This is a genomic window from Paenibacillus rhizosphaerae (assembly GCF_014192015.1).
Lineage (GTDB): Bacteria > Bacillota > Bacilli > Paenibacillales > Paenibacillaceae > Paenibacillus_AQ > Paenibacillus_AQ rhizosphaerae.
In genome coordinates this window covers 1037824-1052563 of the sequence record NZ_JACHXJ010000003.1, presented here as the reverse complement: position 1 = coordinate 1052563, position 14740 = coordinate 1037824, and the positions used below count along the sequence as shown (strand labels likewise).

The following is a 14740-nucleotide window of genomic DNA, read 5'->3' as shown; positions in this document are numbered from 1 at the left end:
TTCCAGAGAGGAGGAACTGCTTTGGATTTGGTGTTAATGACCGGGAAAGGTGAACGATTCACGTTTCCGGTCAATCCGGAGGAAGTGATCATTTCCAGGCAAAAGGGCTACGATACCGCCAACATTCTCTCGTCCGGGGAGTTCGATTTTCCGCAGGGGGACCGGATTAAGGAAATCTCGTTTTCCTCCTTTTTTCCGAAAGTGTACGACGAATCCTTCTGCAAAGGGGGAGAGAGCGAGCTGCCTGATCCGCAGGTGGCGATGAACAAACTGAACGATTTTTTGGTGATGAAAACCCCGCTCCGGTTTGTCATCAGCGAAGCCGGGATCAATGTGCCCGTGTTCGTGGCCTCCCATCAAACGACGTTCCGGGGCGGGGAGCCGGGGGACGTGTATTTCGACATCACGCTCCGCACGTGGAGAGAGCTTAAGGTGGCGAAAACGGCTGCCAGCGGCACCGGCGGCGGGACGGCAGTCAACAAAAAGCAGCGCACTGACATGAAGGAGGAAAACAAAACCTACACGGTCAAGGCGGGAGACTCCCTTTCCAAAATTGCCAAACTGGAGCTCGGCGACAGCTCAAAGTGGAATCAGATCTACAAGCTGAACCAGAAGGCAATCGGCAAAGATCCGAACGCCATTAAGCCGGGGCAGAAGCTGGTGCTGTCATGAGTTACAAGGTGATTTTGCAGGACAAATACGATTTGACCCCATTGGTGGAGGCGATCAACCTGCGCGATTCGCTGGAGCAGATCGCTTACCAGGGCACGGTCAACTTGGTGGTGACGCCGGATTTGCCCCCGATCACACCGGGCATGGCGATCCGCATCAGCGGCATTCCTTACGGGAAAAAGGATTACGTCACCCTGCTCCATCCTGCGGTCGTGTGGGAGGTCGAGACGACGAACAACGGCATGAAGCGGATGACTATAACACTGTACGACCGGACCGTTTATTTGGACAAATCGGAGGACGAGTATTTGTTCCCGGCGAAGCAGACGGCGACGCAGCGCTTTAAAAAGTATGCCGCCGACTGGAATTTGAAAATCGCCAAGCTGCCGGATACCGGCAAGGAGCTGGGCCGGGCAGTATACCGGACGCAGTCGCTGTATGCCAGCATGTTTGCTGATTTACGGGCGACCGCTAAAGCTGGCGGGAAGCTGTATCATCCTCGGATGATCGCCTCCGGCCTGGAGCTGTACGAGCTGGGTACGAACCCGGACGTGTACGTTCTTGAGGCGGTAACCGATACGATGCAGACGCGTACGCTGGAAGGGGCGGCGACGAAGGTGAAGGTGCTGGCGACCACGGCGAGCGAGACGGGCAAAGAGGTTCCTTCCATAGTCCTCGCCATTGAAGAAAAGGACGTAGCCAAGTACGGCCAGCTCCAGGCGATTATCCAGGACGACGAGGTGAAAAACGGAGCAGCCGCCCGCGAGCTCGCCCGCAGCAAGCTGCGCGGCATCCAGGAGACGATCACCGTCAACGTACCGGATATCAACACGATCCGCGCAGGCGATGCGGTCATGCTGGGCCAAGTGCAGCTGATCGTCATCTCGGTCAGCCGCGAGCTGGGCAACCCGGGCAGCATGTCGCTGGAGCTCGGAACCTACGACGACGTCAAAAGGAGGTTTTACCTTGAATAAAGACCCGTATGGACAGCTTGCATCCTCATTGTACGCTTCGGTCGGCAAGCACACGCGACAGGCGCTCGGCGGCGTCGGGGCGGTGCTGGGGACGATCACGTCGACGGGGCTGAAGCTGGACGATTTCAAGCATGAAATGCAGGGCTACATGGTGGCCGAGCTGCCCGGGCTGCTTGCGCTGCCGCGTTATATGGCAATTGGAGCATCTGGGGTACGGACAGATTCCCCGAACTGGGGGAGCGTGGCGATGGCTACGTCATTTTATTTTGACGAGACCGAAGTTCCGGATGCTGCGCTGAAGCTGAGTGCCGGGCTTAAGCCCGGAGACCGGGTGCTGGCCGTCCGCGTAAACGGTGGGGATGACGTGGTCGTCGTCTGTAGGGTGGTGAGCGGCCGTGGCTAATTTGTTTCCGGAGACGGAAGACATGGTGTGGACCGATGATGCGGAGACGGAACTCCTGGAGGGGAGCGGGGCGGTGTTTGGAAGGAGCTGGCGGTTCGATTTTGACGCCGGGGAATTCGTCATGTCTCCCACCCGTAAAATCGCCGTCGCGGATGAAAGGGAAGCCTGGGTAACCTGGTGCGAAAAAGCCATCCGTACCCCGCGCTACCGCCATCTCATCTATTCCAGGGACTACGGCAGCGAACTGGAGGATCTGGTTGGCAGCGGCTACGATCATGCTCTTCTCGAGAGCGAAATCCGGCGGATGGTTTCCGAGGCGCTCTTGGCGGATGCGCGGACGGAGAGCGTGGATCAGTTCGAGTTTGCGTGGGAAGGCGAGGCCTGCCGCTTCAGCTGCCGCATTCAGAGCGTCCGGGACGAGATTGAAATCATAGAAAGCGTGGTGATCTGATGGCGGACTTGCCGCTTTTTTTGCAGGATCAGACGGAAGAGAACATTATGAGCCGCATGCTGGCGAAGGTGCCTTCGGATATCGACAAGTCCGAGGGCTCTTTTATTTGGGACGCGCAGGCGCCGGTGGCGTTCATGCTGTCCGAGGCGGCGCTGTGGGCACAGGAGGTGCTGAGGCGGGGGTTTGCGAGAACGGCCTTTGGAGAGTACCTGACCTTAAGAACGGCAGAGCGCGGGGTGAACCGGAGAGCAGCGGTGCCTGCGACCGGGATCGTGAAGTTTATGGGGCAGCCGGGAAAAAAACTGGCGAAGGGAACTTTGATTGCCACGCCGGCCGACGAAATCACGGGAGAGTCCAGTATTGAGTATCAAACAACCGCCGACGTGACGCTGGATAGCAGCGGCGAGGGCCTGGCGCCTATCACTGCTTTAGTGGCGGGCAGCCAGGGGAATGTCCCGGCAGGCGTCATTGAGGTGATGCTGGTTCCAACCAGCGGCATCATTTCGGTAACCAATCCGGCAGCAGTAACTGGCGGCGCCGATGAGGAGTCGGATGAGTCCTTATTGGAACGATACTATGCCGAAATCCGAAACCAGGGCACCAGCGGCAACAAAGCACAATATATCCAGTGGGCCAATGAGGTTCCCGGCGTGGGAGGAGTGCAGGTCGCTCCGTTATGGCAGGGTCCGGGGACCGTAGGCATTTATTTGGTCGATATGGACAAGCGCGCAGCCAGTTCGGCGATCGTTGAAGCTGTTCAGCAGTATATTGATCCAACCATGGACGGTCAGGGGGAAGGAAAAGCTCCAGCTGGACCGGTTGTAACGGTGATGCCCGCAAAAGAGGTACCGATCGATATCTCGGTCCAGCTCACTTTGGCTGACGGTGCAACCTTAGACATGGTCAAGGAGCAGATGATCGGGGGGATTACCGCTTATCTGAAACAGCTGGCTTTTGCCGATCCGCTTGTCCGCTTTACCCGAATTGCTGCCATTCTGCTTGATATCCCGCCGATTATTGATTATTCCAATCTGACGGTCAACGGCGCCGTGGATACGAATATCCAAATCAGTCCTGGGGAAGTAGCCGTATTGGGGGCGGTGGACGTTCATGAGTGACGCTACATTTACAAGCTCTCGTGGTGCCGAACTGTTCTCCTATCTGCCAGCTTACTACGAATTCAGCCGGGTCATTCGAGCTGATGTGGATGCAAAAGGCGCGGAGATGGATGCTCTTTATTCAGCTCTGAATGAGACGTTGGAGCAGTTTTTTGTGAAGACAGCGACGTGGGGGTTGGATCTGTGGGAGGCGGAGCTGGGGATACCTACGGATAAGAATAAGCCGATTGATCAAAGACGCTCTTATGTTGAATCCAAGCTGAGAGGCAGCGGCAAGGTTTCGGGTTCGATGATCAAAAATGTGGCACAGGCCTACGACGGCGGGGAAGTTAGTGTACTGATTTCGCCGGGTGAGTATAAAATTACCGTTACTTTTATTGGTACGCGAGGTATACCCGCGAATTTGGAAGACTTGAAGGCAGTCATGGAAGAAATAAAGCCTGCTCATATGTCGTTAGAGTATAAATTCACTTATTTAACGTGGGACGAGCTGGACAAAGCGAAGAAGTCTTGGGATCAAACAGATGCGCTCAATCTTACCTGGGATGAATGGGAGAAATATAGACCGTAAAGGAGGAGATAAGGCATGGCTAATACTTTACCGAGCGGTATCCAGCGACCAGAGGGCTCTGATAATAACAATCTGGCCGCATACAATGCAAACTTGGATATTATTGATTTTCTGAACCGGCCATACCAGGAGAAGGTGGATACATCGTCTTGGGACGCAGACGCGCAGGTCTACACAAAGGTTCAATACTTTCGGCCAGAAGATGGCAGCGTCGCAATCAGCTGTCAGCTGTCGAACAAGAACAGCAGTGGCAGATACACGACGGACACCTGGACGCTGGGCATGCCTGGGGGCACCAAGACACGGACATGGACGCTGACCTACGACAGCGCTGGGAACGTCGTAAACAAGACGTACACCGACAGCTAAGGAAGGAGGAGAGAGCATGCCAAGCATTACAGACACGCTTAGGGCGCGAGGGGTTGGCAGCGGAGGCGCTGGGATCAAACAAGAAGATCTGACGGCTCTTATCGACATTACGAACACAGCCGAGGCGAACAACGACGCAATCAAGCTGGACGTCGTGAACAAGCTGAACGCACTGAACCCGGCGCTCAACCTAACAACTGCAGCCTCTTGGTCGACGATCCGCGCAGCGATCGGCAGCATGCAGTATAGAGGGGCGCAGACGATCACCCCAGGGCCCAATGACATTACGATCCATGCAGGCTATCATAACGGCAGCGGTAAGGTCTCAGCGGTCACGGTTCCGGTAGCCAGCGTCCTGGCATGGACCACGATCGCCGGACAGACGGGCACCATGCCGAACAGGGGCGCGGTTACGATCACGCCTACAGCTGCAGACCAGACGATCGCTGCAGGTTACCACAACGGCGCTGGAGTCGTGAAGGGGGTTGTCGTACCTACGGCCAAGGTTCTGAATGACACGACAATAGCGCAGCAGAAAGGAACCATGCCGTACCTTACAGGGGTTCGGAGCCCTGCAGCTATCACAATCTGGCCCGATAATAGGGACCTAGCTGTCTATCCTGAAAAAGGCTACCAGGACGGAGGCCCTGGGGGCGGGGAAATCAGAATCACAAAAGCCCACCTAGCACAGGCTGACCCGAACTTTATAGCTGCGAACATTGTATCCGGTAAAAATATTTTCGGGCTTGTGGGCACAGCGTCTAGTAGCTGGATCAGAACCGGGTCGCAACAGGGGTCCCTGGGTGCGAAGAAAAACTTCTGGCTGCTCCCAGGGCAATCGAGCGCTGAGGAATACCTGGAGGTATCTTACAACTTCCCATCTACACCGAAATATATCATTGCCTATCGACAAGACAGAACCACCAACAGCGGGTATTCGATGGTATACACTCAGGACGGCAATATCCAGGTAGCTATGAGTATATACGCTGTCGGGCAGGACGGATACGTCAACCAATCAGGGTTCCGAATCCCGACATATGACAACAGCTATACCTATTTCACCTGGATCGCAGTCGGATAAGAAAGGAGGCTAACACATGCCATTACCAAGCAGAGCCAAGCTCCTGGACGTGATTGCCAAGCTGCAGGACCTGACAGGTATTACACAAATTCCTGACCTTAAAGAGGCGCTGCAGTCCAGGGGGATCAACCTCACGGGCAACGAGACCATGGTCGACCTGGTCAAGAACGTGAAGGACAACAACTTCAATAACACGGCGGGCGCTACAGCTGCAGCCGGGAACATTCTCAGCGGTCAGACGGCCTACGTCAAGGGCGTGAAGGTCACGGGGACCATGCCGAACAACGGGGCGGTTACGATCACCCCAGGAGCTGCAGACCAGACAATCCCTGCAGGCTACCACAACGAAAATGGTAAGGTTTTAGCAGTCACGGTTCCGACAGACAAAGTCCTGGAGGGAACGACGATTGCAGGGCAAACGGGGACAATTAAAGATTATTCGTCCTATCTGAACGGCGATAATCATATACCTCCTGTTTCTATCAAGGGCGACGGGCAGGGGAACATTGACATTAACGTGCCCACCGGGTACTACAAAGCCGGGCTAAGCCCTATAGGTCGCGGGGTCCTGCTGGATTACACGAAAGATTATAGACCCGAGAACATCGTATCCGGTAAAAACATTTTCGGGGTTGTGGGTACAGCGCCGGGTAGCTATATTGTTGAGGGGTCGGGGACCTCTGCAGGGGATACAAACGTCTTTGTTCTGGCTAACGGGAGTGCAGCCAGTAAGCAGTATATACAAGTCAATAGGTCCTTTCCGTCAACGCCTATGTACATCATTCTCTGGCGTCAAGATAACGTGACAGCTTACAAGACAATATACATTAGGTCAACGGGGTACTGTTTCATAGGTTTCGATGTTTACGACGACGCACAGAGCACCGCCCTCTGGGCGGATACCACAGGCTTTAAATTGCCTGTAGACTCATACAATACTGTATTTAAGTACGCTGTAATGGGATAAGAAACATAAACAAATCCAAGGGGGATAAAGAAAAATGAAAAAACCCGTACAACATGAAATATTATTTTGAGCTGGAGGCACCAGAGGAAAACACGACCGCCCCAAAAGAGGGATAATCAGAAGCGCCGCAAGGCGTATTTTTTTGCCCTCGGAACCACTCCGGGGGCATCTTATTTCACCAGTTAAAAGGAGGGGAACGCCGTGCCACACGAAAGGGTGAGTGACGTGGAGGAAGCGACCAAAGCTTTGGTGGAGATTCAAATTCAACTCGCACGTATTGATAAAACCTTGGAGCAAGTGCCGACGCTGGCCGCCACGATTGAGACAACCAAGGAACTCGCCCGGGAAGCCATGCAGTCGGTTAAGTCAGCACATCAACGGCTGGACCGGATCGAGGACGGCCAAAAATGGCTGTGGCGGACGGTCAGCGGTGCGGCCATCACGATCGTGATGGGTGCCATCGCAGCCGCCGTTCAGCTTGCAGGACATTAAAAGAGGAGGATGGATGAAACATGGATTGGGATATGATTTGGCAGTTGATCGACCCGAAGCTCCTGATTGTGGTAGCTGTGTGCTGGGTTTTGGGATATGTCATGAAACAGACGCCGTCGGTGCCGGATTGGAGCATTGTGTACATGGTGGTCATCGCCGCCGTATTACTAACGGTTTGGATGCATGGCTGGAACGCGGAGACGTTCATCCAGGGGATTTTGGCGGGAGCCTTTGCCGTATTCGGCCACCAGGTTGTGAAGCAGACGAAGAAAGTAGGGGACTCGGAGTGAATCAAACCGAATTCATCGCCACCCTCGCACCCTGCGCCATAGCCGACATGCAGGCCACCGGTGTTCCAGCTTCCTTAACGATCGCTCAGGCGATTCTGGAATCCAATTGGGGGACAAGCGGTCTCGCCCGACAGGCAAACAACTTGTTTGGCATCAAAGGCAAAGGCACAGCGGGAAGCGTGGAGATACCCACCACGGAGTATGTCAACGACAAGGCTGTGAAGGTGGCAGCGTCTTTTCGCAAATACCACTCCTGGACGGAGTCCATTGCCGACCATTCCAAGCTTTTTCTGAACGGTACCAAGGACAAGCCGACACGGTATCACGGCGTGCTGCACGCAGACTACCGGCAGGCGGCCGAAGCAGTTTGGAAAGGCGGCTACGCGACCGACCCGAAGTACCCATCCAAGCTGATCGCGATTATGGAGCAGTATGGACTGCCTCAATATGACACATGGAAAGGAGATCACATCGAAATGAGTGTTAACATCATGGAGCTGGCACAGCAGCTGGAAGATTTAAAGAAAAAAGCGGAACGCCTGACCCAACTTGAAGTCCTTCTACAAAAGGTGGAGCAGCGGATCTCCACGCTGGAGGCGCGGCAGCAAATGGAGGTACCAGCCTGGGCGGAATCCGCAGTAAACGCAGCGGTTGAGGCGAAAATCATCAGCATCCCGGTGAATGGGAGCTACGATCTATACAGGGTGCTGACGATTTTACAGCGGCTGAAGGTGCTCTAATGAAAACGCGAGTACCTACCATAGATAGAGATAAGTCAGGCAGGAGGGAAATCATAATCTTTTTCATACCAAAGGGAGGCATCCGCTTATGCTGATTTACGAATACCAACCGACCATCCAGACGTTTTCGCTGCTGGAGCCGCTGCTGCCGTGCTGCGTGCGGGAACGCATCAAGGCAATTATGGACGCTGCCCCGGAAGCAATGTTTTTTTGCAAAATCGAGGACCTGAACCCGAGCATCCGCGTGTATCTCCTGGAACACGATCCGGTGGACGACTATACAGAATGCCATCTGGTGTCATGCGACCGGATCGGTCAGGACTATGAATACCTGAGTCTTTCCGTGGAACAGGCCCGTTCCGTGGAAAGGTTCGCAGCCCAGATTCCCGTTATTTCCCGGAGTTAGCAGAAGCTTGCTCGCGTTTGACCCGCTCGTATTCTTCCTCGATCGTTTTGGACAGCAGCTCCGTAGCGGTCATGTTCAGCTTCTTGGCCGCTTCGGCAAGCTGCTTTTTGATGTAGGCAGGCACGTCATAATGAAATTTAACCTTGTTGCCATATGGCATAACCAAACCCTTCTTTTAACCCATTACTTCCTGGTATTTACGCTCGATAATCCGGATCAGCAGCTGGGTTGCGGACATATCCTGCAGCGCCGCCGCTTCGATCAGCTTCTCCTTGATTTCCGGCTGGAACTCGTAAGGCAGATTGAGCTTCGGCTCGGACATGTGGCCTTCCATCGTTTTTTCCGCATCGATCGCGAGCTTCACTAGCTCGTCCAATGTCGAATCCTGGGACGCTTCGCGGCCGTATTTTGGCAGCACCCCGATTAAGCCCTGCATAATGGCTCACAGATTTCGAGTCGCCAAAAGGACAGGATTTCTAGGCATACATTGAGCTAATAAGATCTGATCTAGATGCCATTGAAATAATGACTTTTGAGCCAGTATAGTGCACAGAGCACAGGCAAAGAACTGGGCTGTTTGATGCTGACTTAGGATGAAATTTGTTCAGTTACCACGACCCTTATGTTCCTATACCTATGGTTCAACCCCTTACTGGAAAGATTGGGGTAATAATAGACATTACGGTGCAACTGCCACCATCCTGGCCCTGTGATGTAACGGTTTATGGGTAACAAGTCAACGCTTTGCTGAGATTCAGATCCAGTTTACTCGTATTGAAAAGAGCAATGGATTTCGTGTGGCATTACCTTAAATAAAAAAGAGGCAGTCGGAGTATTCCCGACTACCTAAGTTATTACCTTAGTTCATAAACCCGCCTCTAATGAGGTCAGTTTTATTCAGAAGGTAGGATCCTAAATATCTTTTAACCGTGACGACCTTACCATTAGTTGAAGTCAATGCTCTTTCTTCATTTTCTTTCAGATTGCTGATGTTCACTGCCAATACCGTTGAGTTGTTAGCTTGAATATTATATGTGTCCGTAGAGGCGTTATCCACTTTAATGGTATAACCGTTAGCTGTCGCAAAATCGGTAATGGTGATCCAATTTGAATCAGGGCTGTTCTTGACAGTAAAGTTGATGGACTTATCAGAAGCTTTGTAGCTAACATCATATCCGAAAATGGATCCGGCATCCCGCAATTGGACATATGTATTACCGTTGTATAAAAGTTGGTTCGAAGCCACTGGTTTATTGACCCCGTTAATGAGCACGCGGTATTTGGCAATCGTCGCTTTTACGGTGGTGGATGTGGCTGCCATGGCAACGGTAGACGAACCAATGAGCATCCCCACAGTAAGTCCAATAATCAATTTTTTCATATGTACCATCTCTCCCTTGTTTAATTTACATCACATTATGTTTATTACCCAGTCAGTTAACATTTGACTTTAATCATTATAAAAAAAGTGAAATTTATTAGAGAGTGTAAATGGTACTAAATGCATTACTGGTTATTAGGTTGTTTATATGCCTCAGGAACTATTTTGGGGCTTTATCCAATCTAGAAGAGGGCTTCCCCTATAAGAGCGAATCACCTTGATGATCAAGACGCTGTCGACGGGATTCGGTGGAACACGATCCGGTGGACGACTATACAGAGTGCCATCTGCTGTCATGCGACCGGATCGGTCAGGACTATGAATACCTGAGTCTCTCCGTGGAACAGGCCCGTTCCTTGGAAAGGTTCGCAGCCCAGATCCCGGTTATTTCCCGGAGTTAGCGGAAGCTTGCTCGCGTTTGACCCGCTCGTATTCTTCCTCGATCGTTTTGGACAGCAGCTCCGTAGCGGTCATGTTCAGCTTCTTGGCCGCTTCGGCAAGCTGCTTTTTGATGTAGGCAGGCACGTCATAATGAAATTTAACCTTGTTGCCGTATGGCATAACCAAAACCCCCTTTAACCCATTACTTCCTGGTATTTACGCTCGATAATCCGGATCAGCAGTTGGGTTGCGGACATGTCCTGAAGCGCCGCCGCATCGATCAGCTTCTCTTTGATTTCCGGCTGGAATTCGTAAGGCAGCTTGAGCTTCGGCTCGGACATGTGGCCTTCCATCGTTTTTTCCGCATCGATCGCGAGCTTCACCAGCTCGTCCAATGTCGAAGTCTGGGATGCTTCGCGGCCGTATTTTGGCAACACCCGGATCAAATACTGCTTCAGCGACTTCTGGTCCTCCTCGGCAACGTCCAGCTGCAGCCGGTCTTCTTCGACGTTCAGCTTGCAGTCCACATGGTAGCCGAACAGGTTAATCGAATAGTTCATGCAAAAGACCCTCCTTGGATATTTGTTGTTTATTATATAGTGTATCGATACGCATTACAATATAATATTATTGAATCGCTTAACATTCACCTTTTTTGTTATCTAAAAAACTCCCAACATGCCCTTTACTGTTTTGTTCCCTTTTTCCTTCCTCCTCATAGCGCTTTCTCTTTTCCCTTCAAATCCGTTCCTCTGCTCCCTTCGAGTCCCCTCATCCATTCCCCTCCATTTCCTTCGCCAATCTTCGATTTTGTTAACCCGAACCCGCTCCAAATATAGTATGATGTCACTAAGGAAAACCATGTAAACGTCACCAAGCGACATGGTTTGTCTTCCTTACCGGATATACATCCAGCAACATCCCGAATGTGCACAACCACAACGAGCGCATCGTTCGCTGACGGAAGCAGGGAGGGTTCTATGGAAACATACATTTTATCACTGGACCAGGGGACGACGAGTTCCCGGGCCATCTTGTTTAATGAAAAAGGAGAAGCCGTACATACGGCCCAGCGCGAGATTACGCAGTATTTTCCCCATCCGGGCTGGGTGGAGCATAACGCTAACGAGATTTGGGGATCGGTCCTGTCAGTGATCGCATCGGTGCTGTCGGAATCGGGCGTAAAGCCCGAGCAGATCGCGGCGATCGGCATCACGAACCAGCGGGAGACCGCGGTGGTGTGGGAGAAGGAAACGGGCGATCCCGTGTACCACGCGATTGTGTGGCAGTCACGGCAGACGAGCGGCATTTGCGAAGAACTCAAGGCCCAAGGGCTCGACGACACCATCCGTGCCAAAACAGGGCTTCTGATCGATCCGTACTTTTCCGGTACAAAGGTCAAGTGGATTCTGGACGAAGTTGAAGGCGCCCGGGAGAAGGCGGAGCAGGGCAAGCTGCTGTTCGGCACGATCGATACGTGGCTGATATGGAAATTTACCGGCGGCCGCGCGCATGTGACCGACTATTCAAACGCATCGCGCACGCTGATGTATAACATTTACGAGTTAAAATGGGACGACGAGCTGTTGGAGATTTTGGGGGTTCCGGCCTCCATGCTGCCGCAGGTGCGTCCGTCCTCGGAGGTGTACGGCCTGACGGTACCGTATCACTTCTTCGGCACGGAGGTGCCAATCGCCGGCGTAGCGGGGGACCAGCAGGCGGCCCTGTTCGGGCAGGCGTGCTACAGCAAGGGCATGGCGAAGAACACTTACGGCACCGGCTGCTTTATGCTGATGAATACCGGCGAAACGGCGGTCCGCTCGGAGCACGGCCTGCTGACGACGCTCGCTTGGGGAATCAACGGCAAAGTGGAATATGCGCTGGAAGGCAGCATTTTCGTGGCGGGCTCGGCCATCCAGTGGCTGCGCGACGGGCTGCGGATGCTGAAGGAATCCAAGGAGAGCGAGACATATGCCTCACGCGTGGCTTCAACGGACGGCGTGTATGTCGTCCCGGCCTTCGTCGGTCTAGGCACCCCTTATTGGGACAGCGATGTGCGCGGAGCGGTGTTCGGCCTGACGCGCGGCACGTCCAAGGAGCATTTTATCCGGGCGACGCTGGAATCGCTGGCCTACCAGACGAAGGATGTGCTGTCCGCGATGGAGGCCGACTCGGGCATCAAGCTGACCACGCTGCGCGTCGACGGCGGTGCCGTGCACAACGATTTTCTGATGCAGTTCCAGAGCGACGTGCTCGGCGTCTCGGTCGAACGGCCGGTCATTAACGAGACGACGGCGCTGGGCGCTGCTTACTTGGCGGGTCTCGCCGTCGGCTACTGGAAGAGCCAGGAAGACATCTCCGGACAGTGGGCGATCGAGCGCGAGTTCCAGCCGGTGATGGAAGAGAAGGAGCGAACCGGGTTGTATGAAGGCTGGAAGAAAGCCGTACATGCAGCCATGGCTTTTAAATAAACACAGAAACCTATCTTAGGGGGTCTCTTTTTCGATCTGGAGGGAGATAAGCACAGATGATATGGTCCAATACGAATCGTGAACAAATCAAGGAGAGATTGAAACAGGAGAAGTTTGACGTCCTGATCATCGGGGGTGGTATCACGGGAGCAGGCATCGCGCTGGATGCCACGACCCGCGGGATGAAGACGGCGCTGCTGGAAATGCAGGACTTTGCCGCAGGTACGTCCAGCCGCTCGACGAAGCTGGTGCACGGCGGGCTCCGCTATCTGAAGCAGTTTGAGGTGAAAATGGTCGCCGAGGTCGGCAAGGAGCGGGCGGTCGTGTACGAGAACGGTCCGCATGTTACTACGCCGGAGTGGATGCTCCTGCCGATCCACAAGGGCGGCACGTTCGGCAAATTCAGCACGTCCTTCGGACTGCGGGTGTACGACTATTTGGCCGGCGTGAAAAAAGCCGAGCGCCGCATGATGCTCTCCCCGCAGCAGACGCTGGCGAAGGAGCCGCTCATCAAGAAAGAGGGGCTGAAGGGCGGCGGGTATTACGTGGAATACCGCACCGACGACGCCCGCCTGACGATCGAAGTGATGAAAGCGGCCGTGGCACACGGGGCTTCCGCGCTCAATTACAGCAAGGTGGAGGAGCTGCTGTACGACGCTCGAAATAACGTGTCCGGCGCCGTGGTTCACGACCAGCTGACCGGGGACACCTACGAAGTCCACGCCGCCAAGGTCATTAACGCCGCCGGGCCGTGGGTCGACCGCATCCGCGAGAAGGACGCGTCGAAGGAGGGCAAAACGCTGCGCCTCACCAAAGGCGTCCATCTGGTCATCGATCAATCCCGGTTTCCGCTGGAGCAGGCGGTGTACTTCGACACACCGGATAAAAGAATGGTGTTCGCCATTCCCCGCGACGGCAAGGCGTATGTGGGGACAACAGACACTTTCTTCGACCGGGATACGGCGCATCCCCGGATGACGTATCAGGACCGGGATTATATTATTAACGCGATCAATTATATGTTTCCTGAGCTGCAAATTACAGCGGAGGATGTGGAGTCCAGCTGGGCCGGGGTCCGGCCGCTCATTCTTGAACAGGGAAAGGATCCGTCGGAAATTTCCCGCAAGGACGAGATCTGGGAGTCCGGCTCGGGGCTGCTGACGATCGCCGGAGGCAAGCTGACGGGCTACCGGAAGATGGCCGAGACGATTGTGGACGTGCTGTCCCGGGAGCTGACTCAAGAGACAGGGCGTCCGTTTAAAGCATGCCAGACGAAGCATCTGCCGATTTCGGGCGGGGACTTCGGCGGCTCAGCGCAGTATGAGACTTTCGTGCGGAAGACCGCCCAGACCGGGATCGAGGCGGGGCTGGCCCCGGATGAAGCGCTCGCGATCGCCGGCAAATACGGCACGAATGCATCCGGCGTCTTCCGGCTGATCGAGAGCCAGCGGGCGGAGGCGGAAGCGTACGGGCTGCCGCTGATGCTGTTCGGCCAGCTGGCCTATGCGCTGGAAGCGGAGATGGCGGCGACGCCGGGGGACTTTTTTACCCGCCGGCTCGGCGCGACGCTGTTCGATATTCAGCTCGTGCGCACCTGGAAAGCACCGGTCATCGAATATATGGGCGGCGTGCTGAACTGGAGCCCGGCGGCGAAGGAAGCATACGCGGCCGATCTAGACCGCGCACTGCTGGAGGCTGTGGAGCCGGCGGAAGCCGATTGAGCGGATGCAGCGGATGGAATGCTGCCATGTTCATAATCCTTCAGGAACCTTTCATCTGAACGATGAAGGGTTCCTTTTTTGCGTGGGGCGGGACTTCATCAAGGCCGGAGGCTTCCCAACCTCGGCAGAGATAGGGAATCAGAACGAAACGATGCCTTTCTGTCCATCCGCTGTCAGTGATGTTGACACCAATTGTTCGGATATTTGCGATAAACTTTGCATTTTTATGGAAAAAAGGCACTCTCTCGT

Annotated in this window: 21 protein-coding genes; 15 read left to right on the top strand and 6 right to left on the bottom strand. The window is 54.2% G+C overall.

Annotation, left to right across the window (positions count from 1 at the left end):
• Window positions 1–36 precede the first annotated feature (36 nt).
• From FHS19_RS21710 to FHS19_RS21650, 13 genes are all read left to right on the top strand, one after another.
• Window positions 37–672 carry a LysM peptidoglycan-binding domain-containing protein gene (locus FHS19_RS21710; protein WP_183584001.1) on the top strand — a complete coding sequence of 212 codons (636 nt, stop codon included), beginning with the start codon at window positions 37–39 and terminating at the stop codon, window positions 670–672.
• On the top strand, window positions 669–1646 hold the full coding sequence (locus FHS19_RS21705; protein ID WP_183583837.1) for an XkdQ/YqbQ family protein: 978 nt from the start codon (window positions 669–671) through the stop codon (window positions 1644–1646). The genes FHS19_RS21710 and FHS19_RS21705 overlap by 4 nt, the downstream gene beginning before the upstream one ends.
• Complete coding sequence (locus FHS19_RS21700; RefSeq protein ID WP_183583836.1) at window positions 1639–2049, top strand: hypothetical protein; 411 nt, start codon at window positions 1639–1641, stop codon at window positions 2047–2049. The genes FHS19_RS21705 and FHS19_RS21700 overlap by 8 nt, the downstream gene beginning before the upstream one ends.
• Entirely contained in the window at window positions 2042–2500 is a 459-nt protein-coding gene (locus tag FHS19_RS21695; RefSeq protein WP_183583835.1) for a DUF2634 domain-containing protein, read from the top strand. Before FHS19_RS21700 ends, FHS19_RS21695 begins: the two co-directional genes overlap by 8 nt.
• Window positions 2500–3618 carry a baseplate J/gp47 family protein gene (locus FHS19_RS21690; protein ID WP_183583834.1) on the top strand — a complete coding sequence of 373 codons (1119 nt, stop codon included), beginning with the start codon at window positions 2500–2502 and terminating at the stop codon, window positions 3616–3618. Before FHS19_RS21695 ends, FHS19_RS21690 begins: the two co-directional genes overlap by 1 nt.
• Window positions 3611–4189: a YmfQ family protein gene (locus FHS19_RS21685; RefSeq protein ID WP_183583833.1), complete on the top strand. Its 579-nt coding sequence runs from the start codon at window positions 3611–3613 to the stop codon at window positions 4187–4189. The genes FHS19_RS21690 and FHS19_RS21685 overlap by 8 nt, the downstream gene beginning before the upstream one ends.
• A 15-nt stretch (window positions 4190–4204) precedes the next feature.
• Window positions 4205–4558, top strand: coding sequence for a hypothetical protein (locus FHS19_RS21680; RefSeq protein WP_183583832.1), 354 nt, complete (start codon window positions 4205–4207; stop codon window positions 4556–4558).
• Between the two features lie 16 nt (window positions 4559–4574).
• Window positions 4575–5642, top strand: coding sequence for a hypothetical protein (locus tag FHS19_RS34615; RefSeq protein ID WP_204797552.1), 1068 nt, complete (start codon window positions 4575–4577; stop codon window positions 5640–5642).
• Window positions 5643–5658: 16 nt separating this feature from the next.
• Window positions 5659–6609 (top strand): hypothetical protein, encoded by a 951-nt coding sequence (locus tag FHS19_RS21670; protein WP_183583831.1) that lies wholly within the window; start codon window positions 5659–5661, stop codon window positions 6607–6609.
• Window positions 6610–6810: 201 nt separating this feature from the next.
• Window positions 6811–7101, top strand: a complete 291-nt coding sequence (locus tag FHS19_RS21665; RefSeq protein WP_312887285.1) for a hemolysin XhlA family protein — start codon at window positions 6811–6813, stop codon at window positions 7099–7101.
• Window positions 7102–7121: 20 nt separating this feature from the next.
• Window positions 7122–7391: a phage holin family protein gene (locus tag FHS19_RS21660; RefSeq protein WP_183583830.1), complete on the top strand. Its 270-nt coding sequence runs from the start codon at window positions 7122–7124 to the stop codon at window positions 7389–7391.
• A complete protein-coding gene (locus FHS19_RS21655; protein ID WP_183583829.1) occupies window positions 7388–8131 on the top strand; it encodes a glycoside hydrolase family 73 protein in 744 nt (247 codons plus the stop codon). Before FHS19_RS21660 ends, FHS19_RS21655 begins: the two co-directional genes overlap by 4 nt.
• Before the next feature lie 88 nt (window positions 8132–8219).
• On the top strand, window positions 8220–8537 hold the full coding sequence (locus tag FHS19_RS21650; protein ID WP_183583828.1) for a hypothetical protein: 318 nt from the start codon (window positions 8220–8222) through the stop codon (window positions 8535–8537).
• On the opposite strand, the gene FHS19_RS21645 is transcribed toward FHS19_RS21650, so the two are convergent.
• From FHS19_RS21645 to FHS19_RS21620, 6 genes are all read right to left on the bottom strand, one after another.
• Window positions 8521–8697: a hypothetical protein gene (locus FHS19_RS21645; RefSeq protein ID WP_163882478.1), complete on the bottom strand. Its 177-nt coding sequence runs from the start codon at window positions 8695–8697 to the stop codon at window positions 8521–8523. The two genes, FHS19_RS21650 and FHS19_RS21645, sit on opposite strands and share 17 nt — an antisense overlap.
• A gap of 15 nt (window positions 8698–8712) precedes the next feature.
• A complete protein-coding gene (locus FHS19_RS21640) occupies window positions 8713–8973 on the bottom strand; it encodes a hypothetical protein (protein ID WP_183583827.1) in 261 nt (86 codons plus the stop codon).
• A 423-nt stretch (window positions 8974–9396) separates the two neighbouring features.
• A complete protein-coding gene (locus FHS19_RS21635) occupies window positions 9397–9918 on the bottom strand; it encodes a stalk domain-containing protein (protein ID WP_183583826.1) in 522 nt (173 codons plus the stop codon).
• 384 nt (window positions 9919–10302) lie between these two features.
• The gene (locus tag FHS19_RS21630; protein ID WP_163882478.1) at window positions 10303–10479 is read right to left on the bottom strand and encodes a hypothetical protein; all 177 of its coding nucleotides are present in this window, start codon (window positions 10477–10479) and stop codon (window positions 10303–10305) included.
• Window positions 10480–10493: 14 nt separating this feature from the next.
• Entirely contained in the window at window positions 10494–10859 is a 366-nt protein-coding gene (locus FHS19_RS21625; protein ID WP_183583825.1) for a hypothetical protein, read from the bottom strand.
• A 102-nt stretch (window positions 10860–10961) separates the two neighbouring features.
• On the bottom strand, window positions 10962–11183 hold the full coding sequence (locus tag FHS19_RS21620; RefSeq protein WP_183583824.1) for a hypothetical protein: 222 nt from the start codon (window positions 11181–11183) through the stop codon (window positions 10962–10964).
• Between the two features lie 96 nt (window positions 11184–11279).
• Between FHS19_RS21620 and glpK the strand changes: the two genes are divergently transcribed.
• Together glpK and FHS19_RS21610 are read left to right on the top strand one after the other, a co-directional pair.
• On the top strand, window positions 11280–12770 hold the full coding sequence (glpK, locus tag FHS19_RS21615) for a glycerol kinase GlpK (protein WP_183583823.1): 1491 nt from the start codon (window positions 11280–11282) through the stop codon (window positions 12768–12770).
• Between the two features lie 56 nt (window positions 12771–12826).
• Window positions 12827–14491, top strand: a complete 1665-nt coding sequence (locus FHS19_RS21610; RefSeq protein WP_183583822.1) for a glycerol-3-phosphate dehydrogenase/oxidase — start codon at window positions 12827–12829, stop codon at window positions 14489–14491.
• Window positions 14492–14740 lie beyond the last annotated feature (249 nt).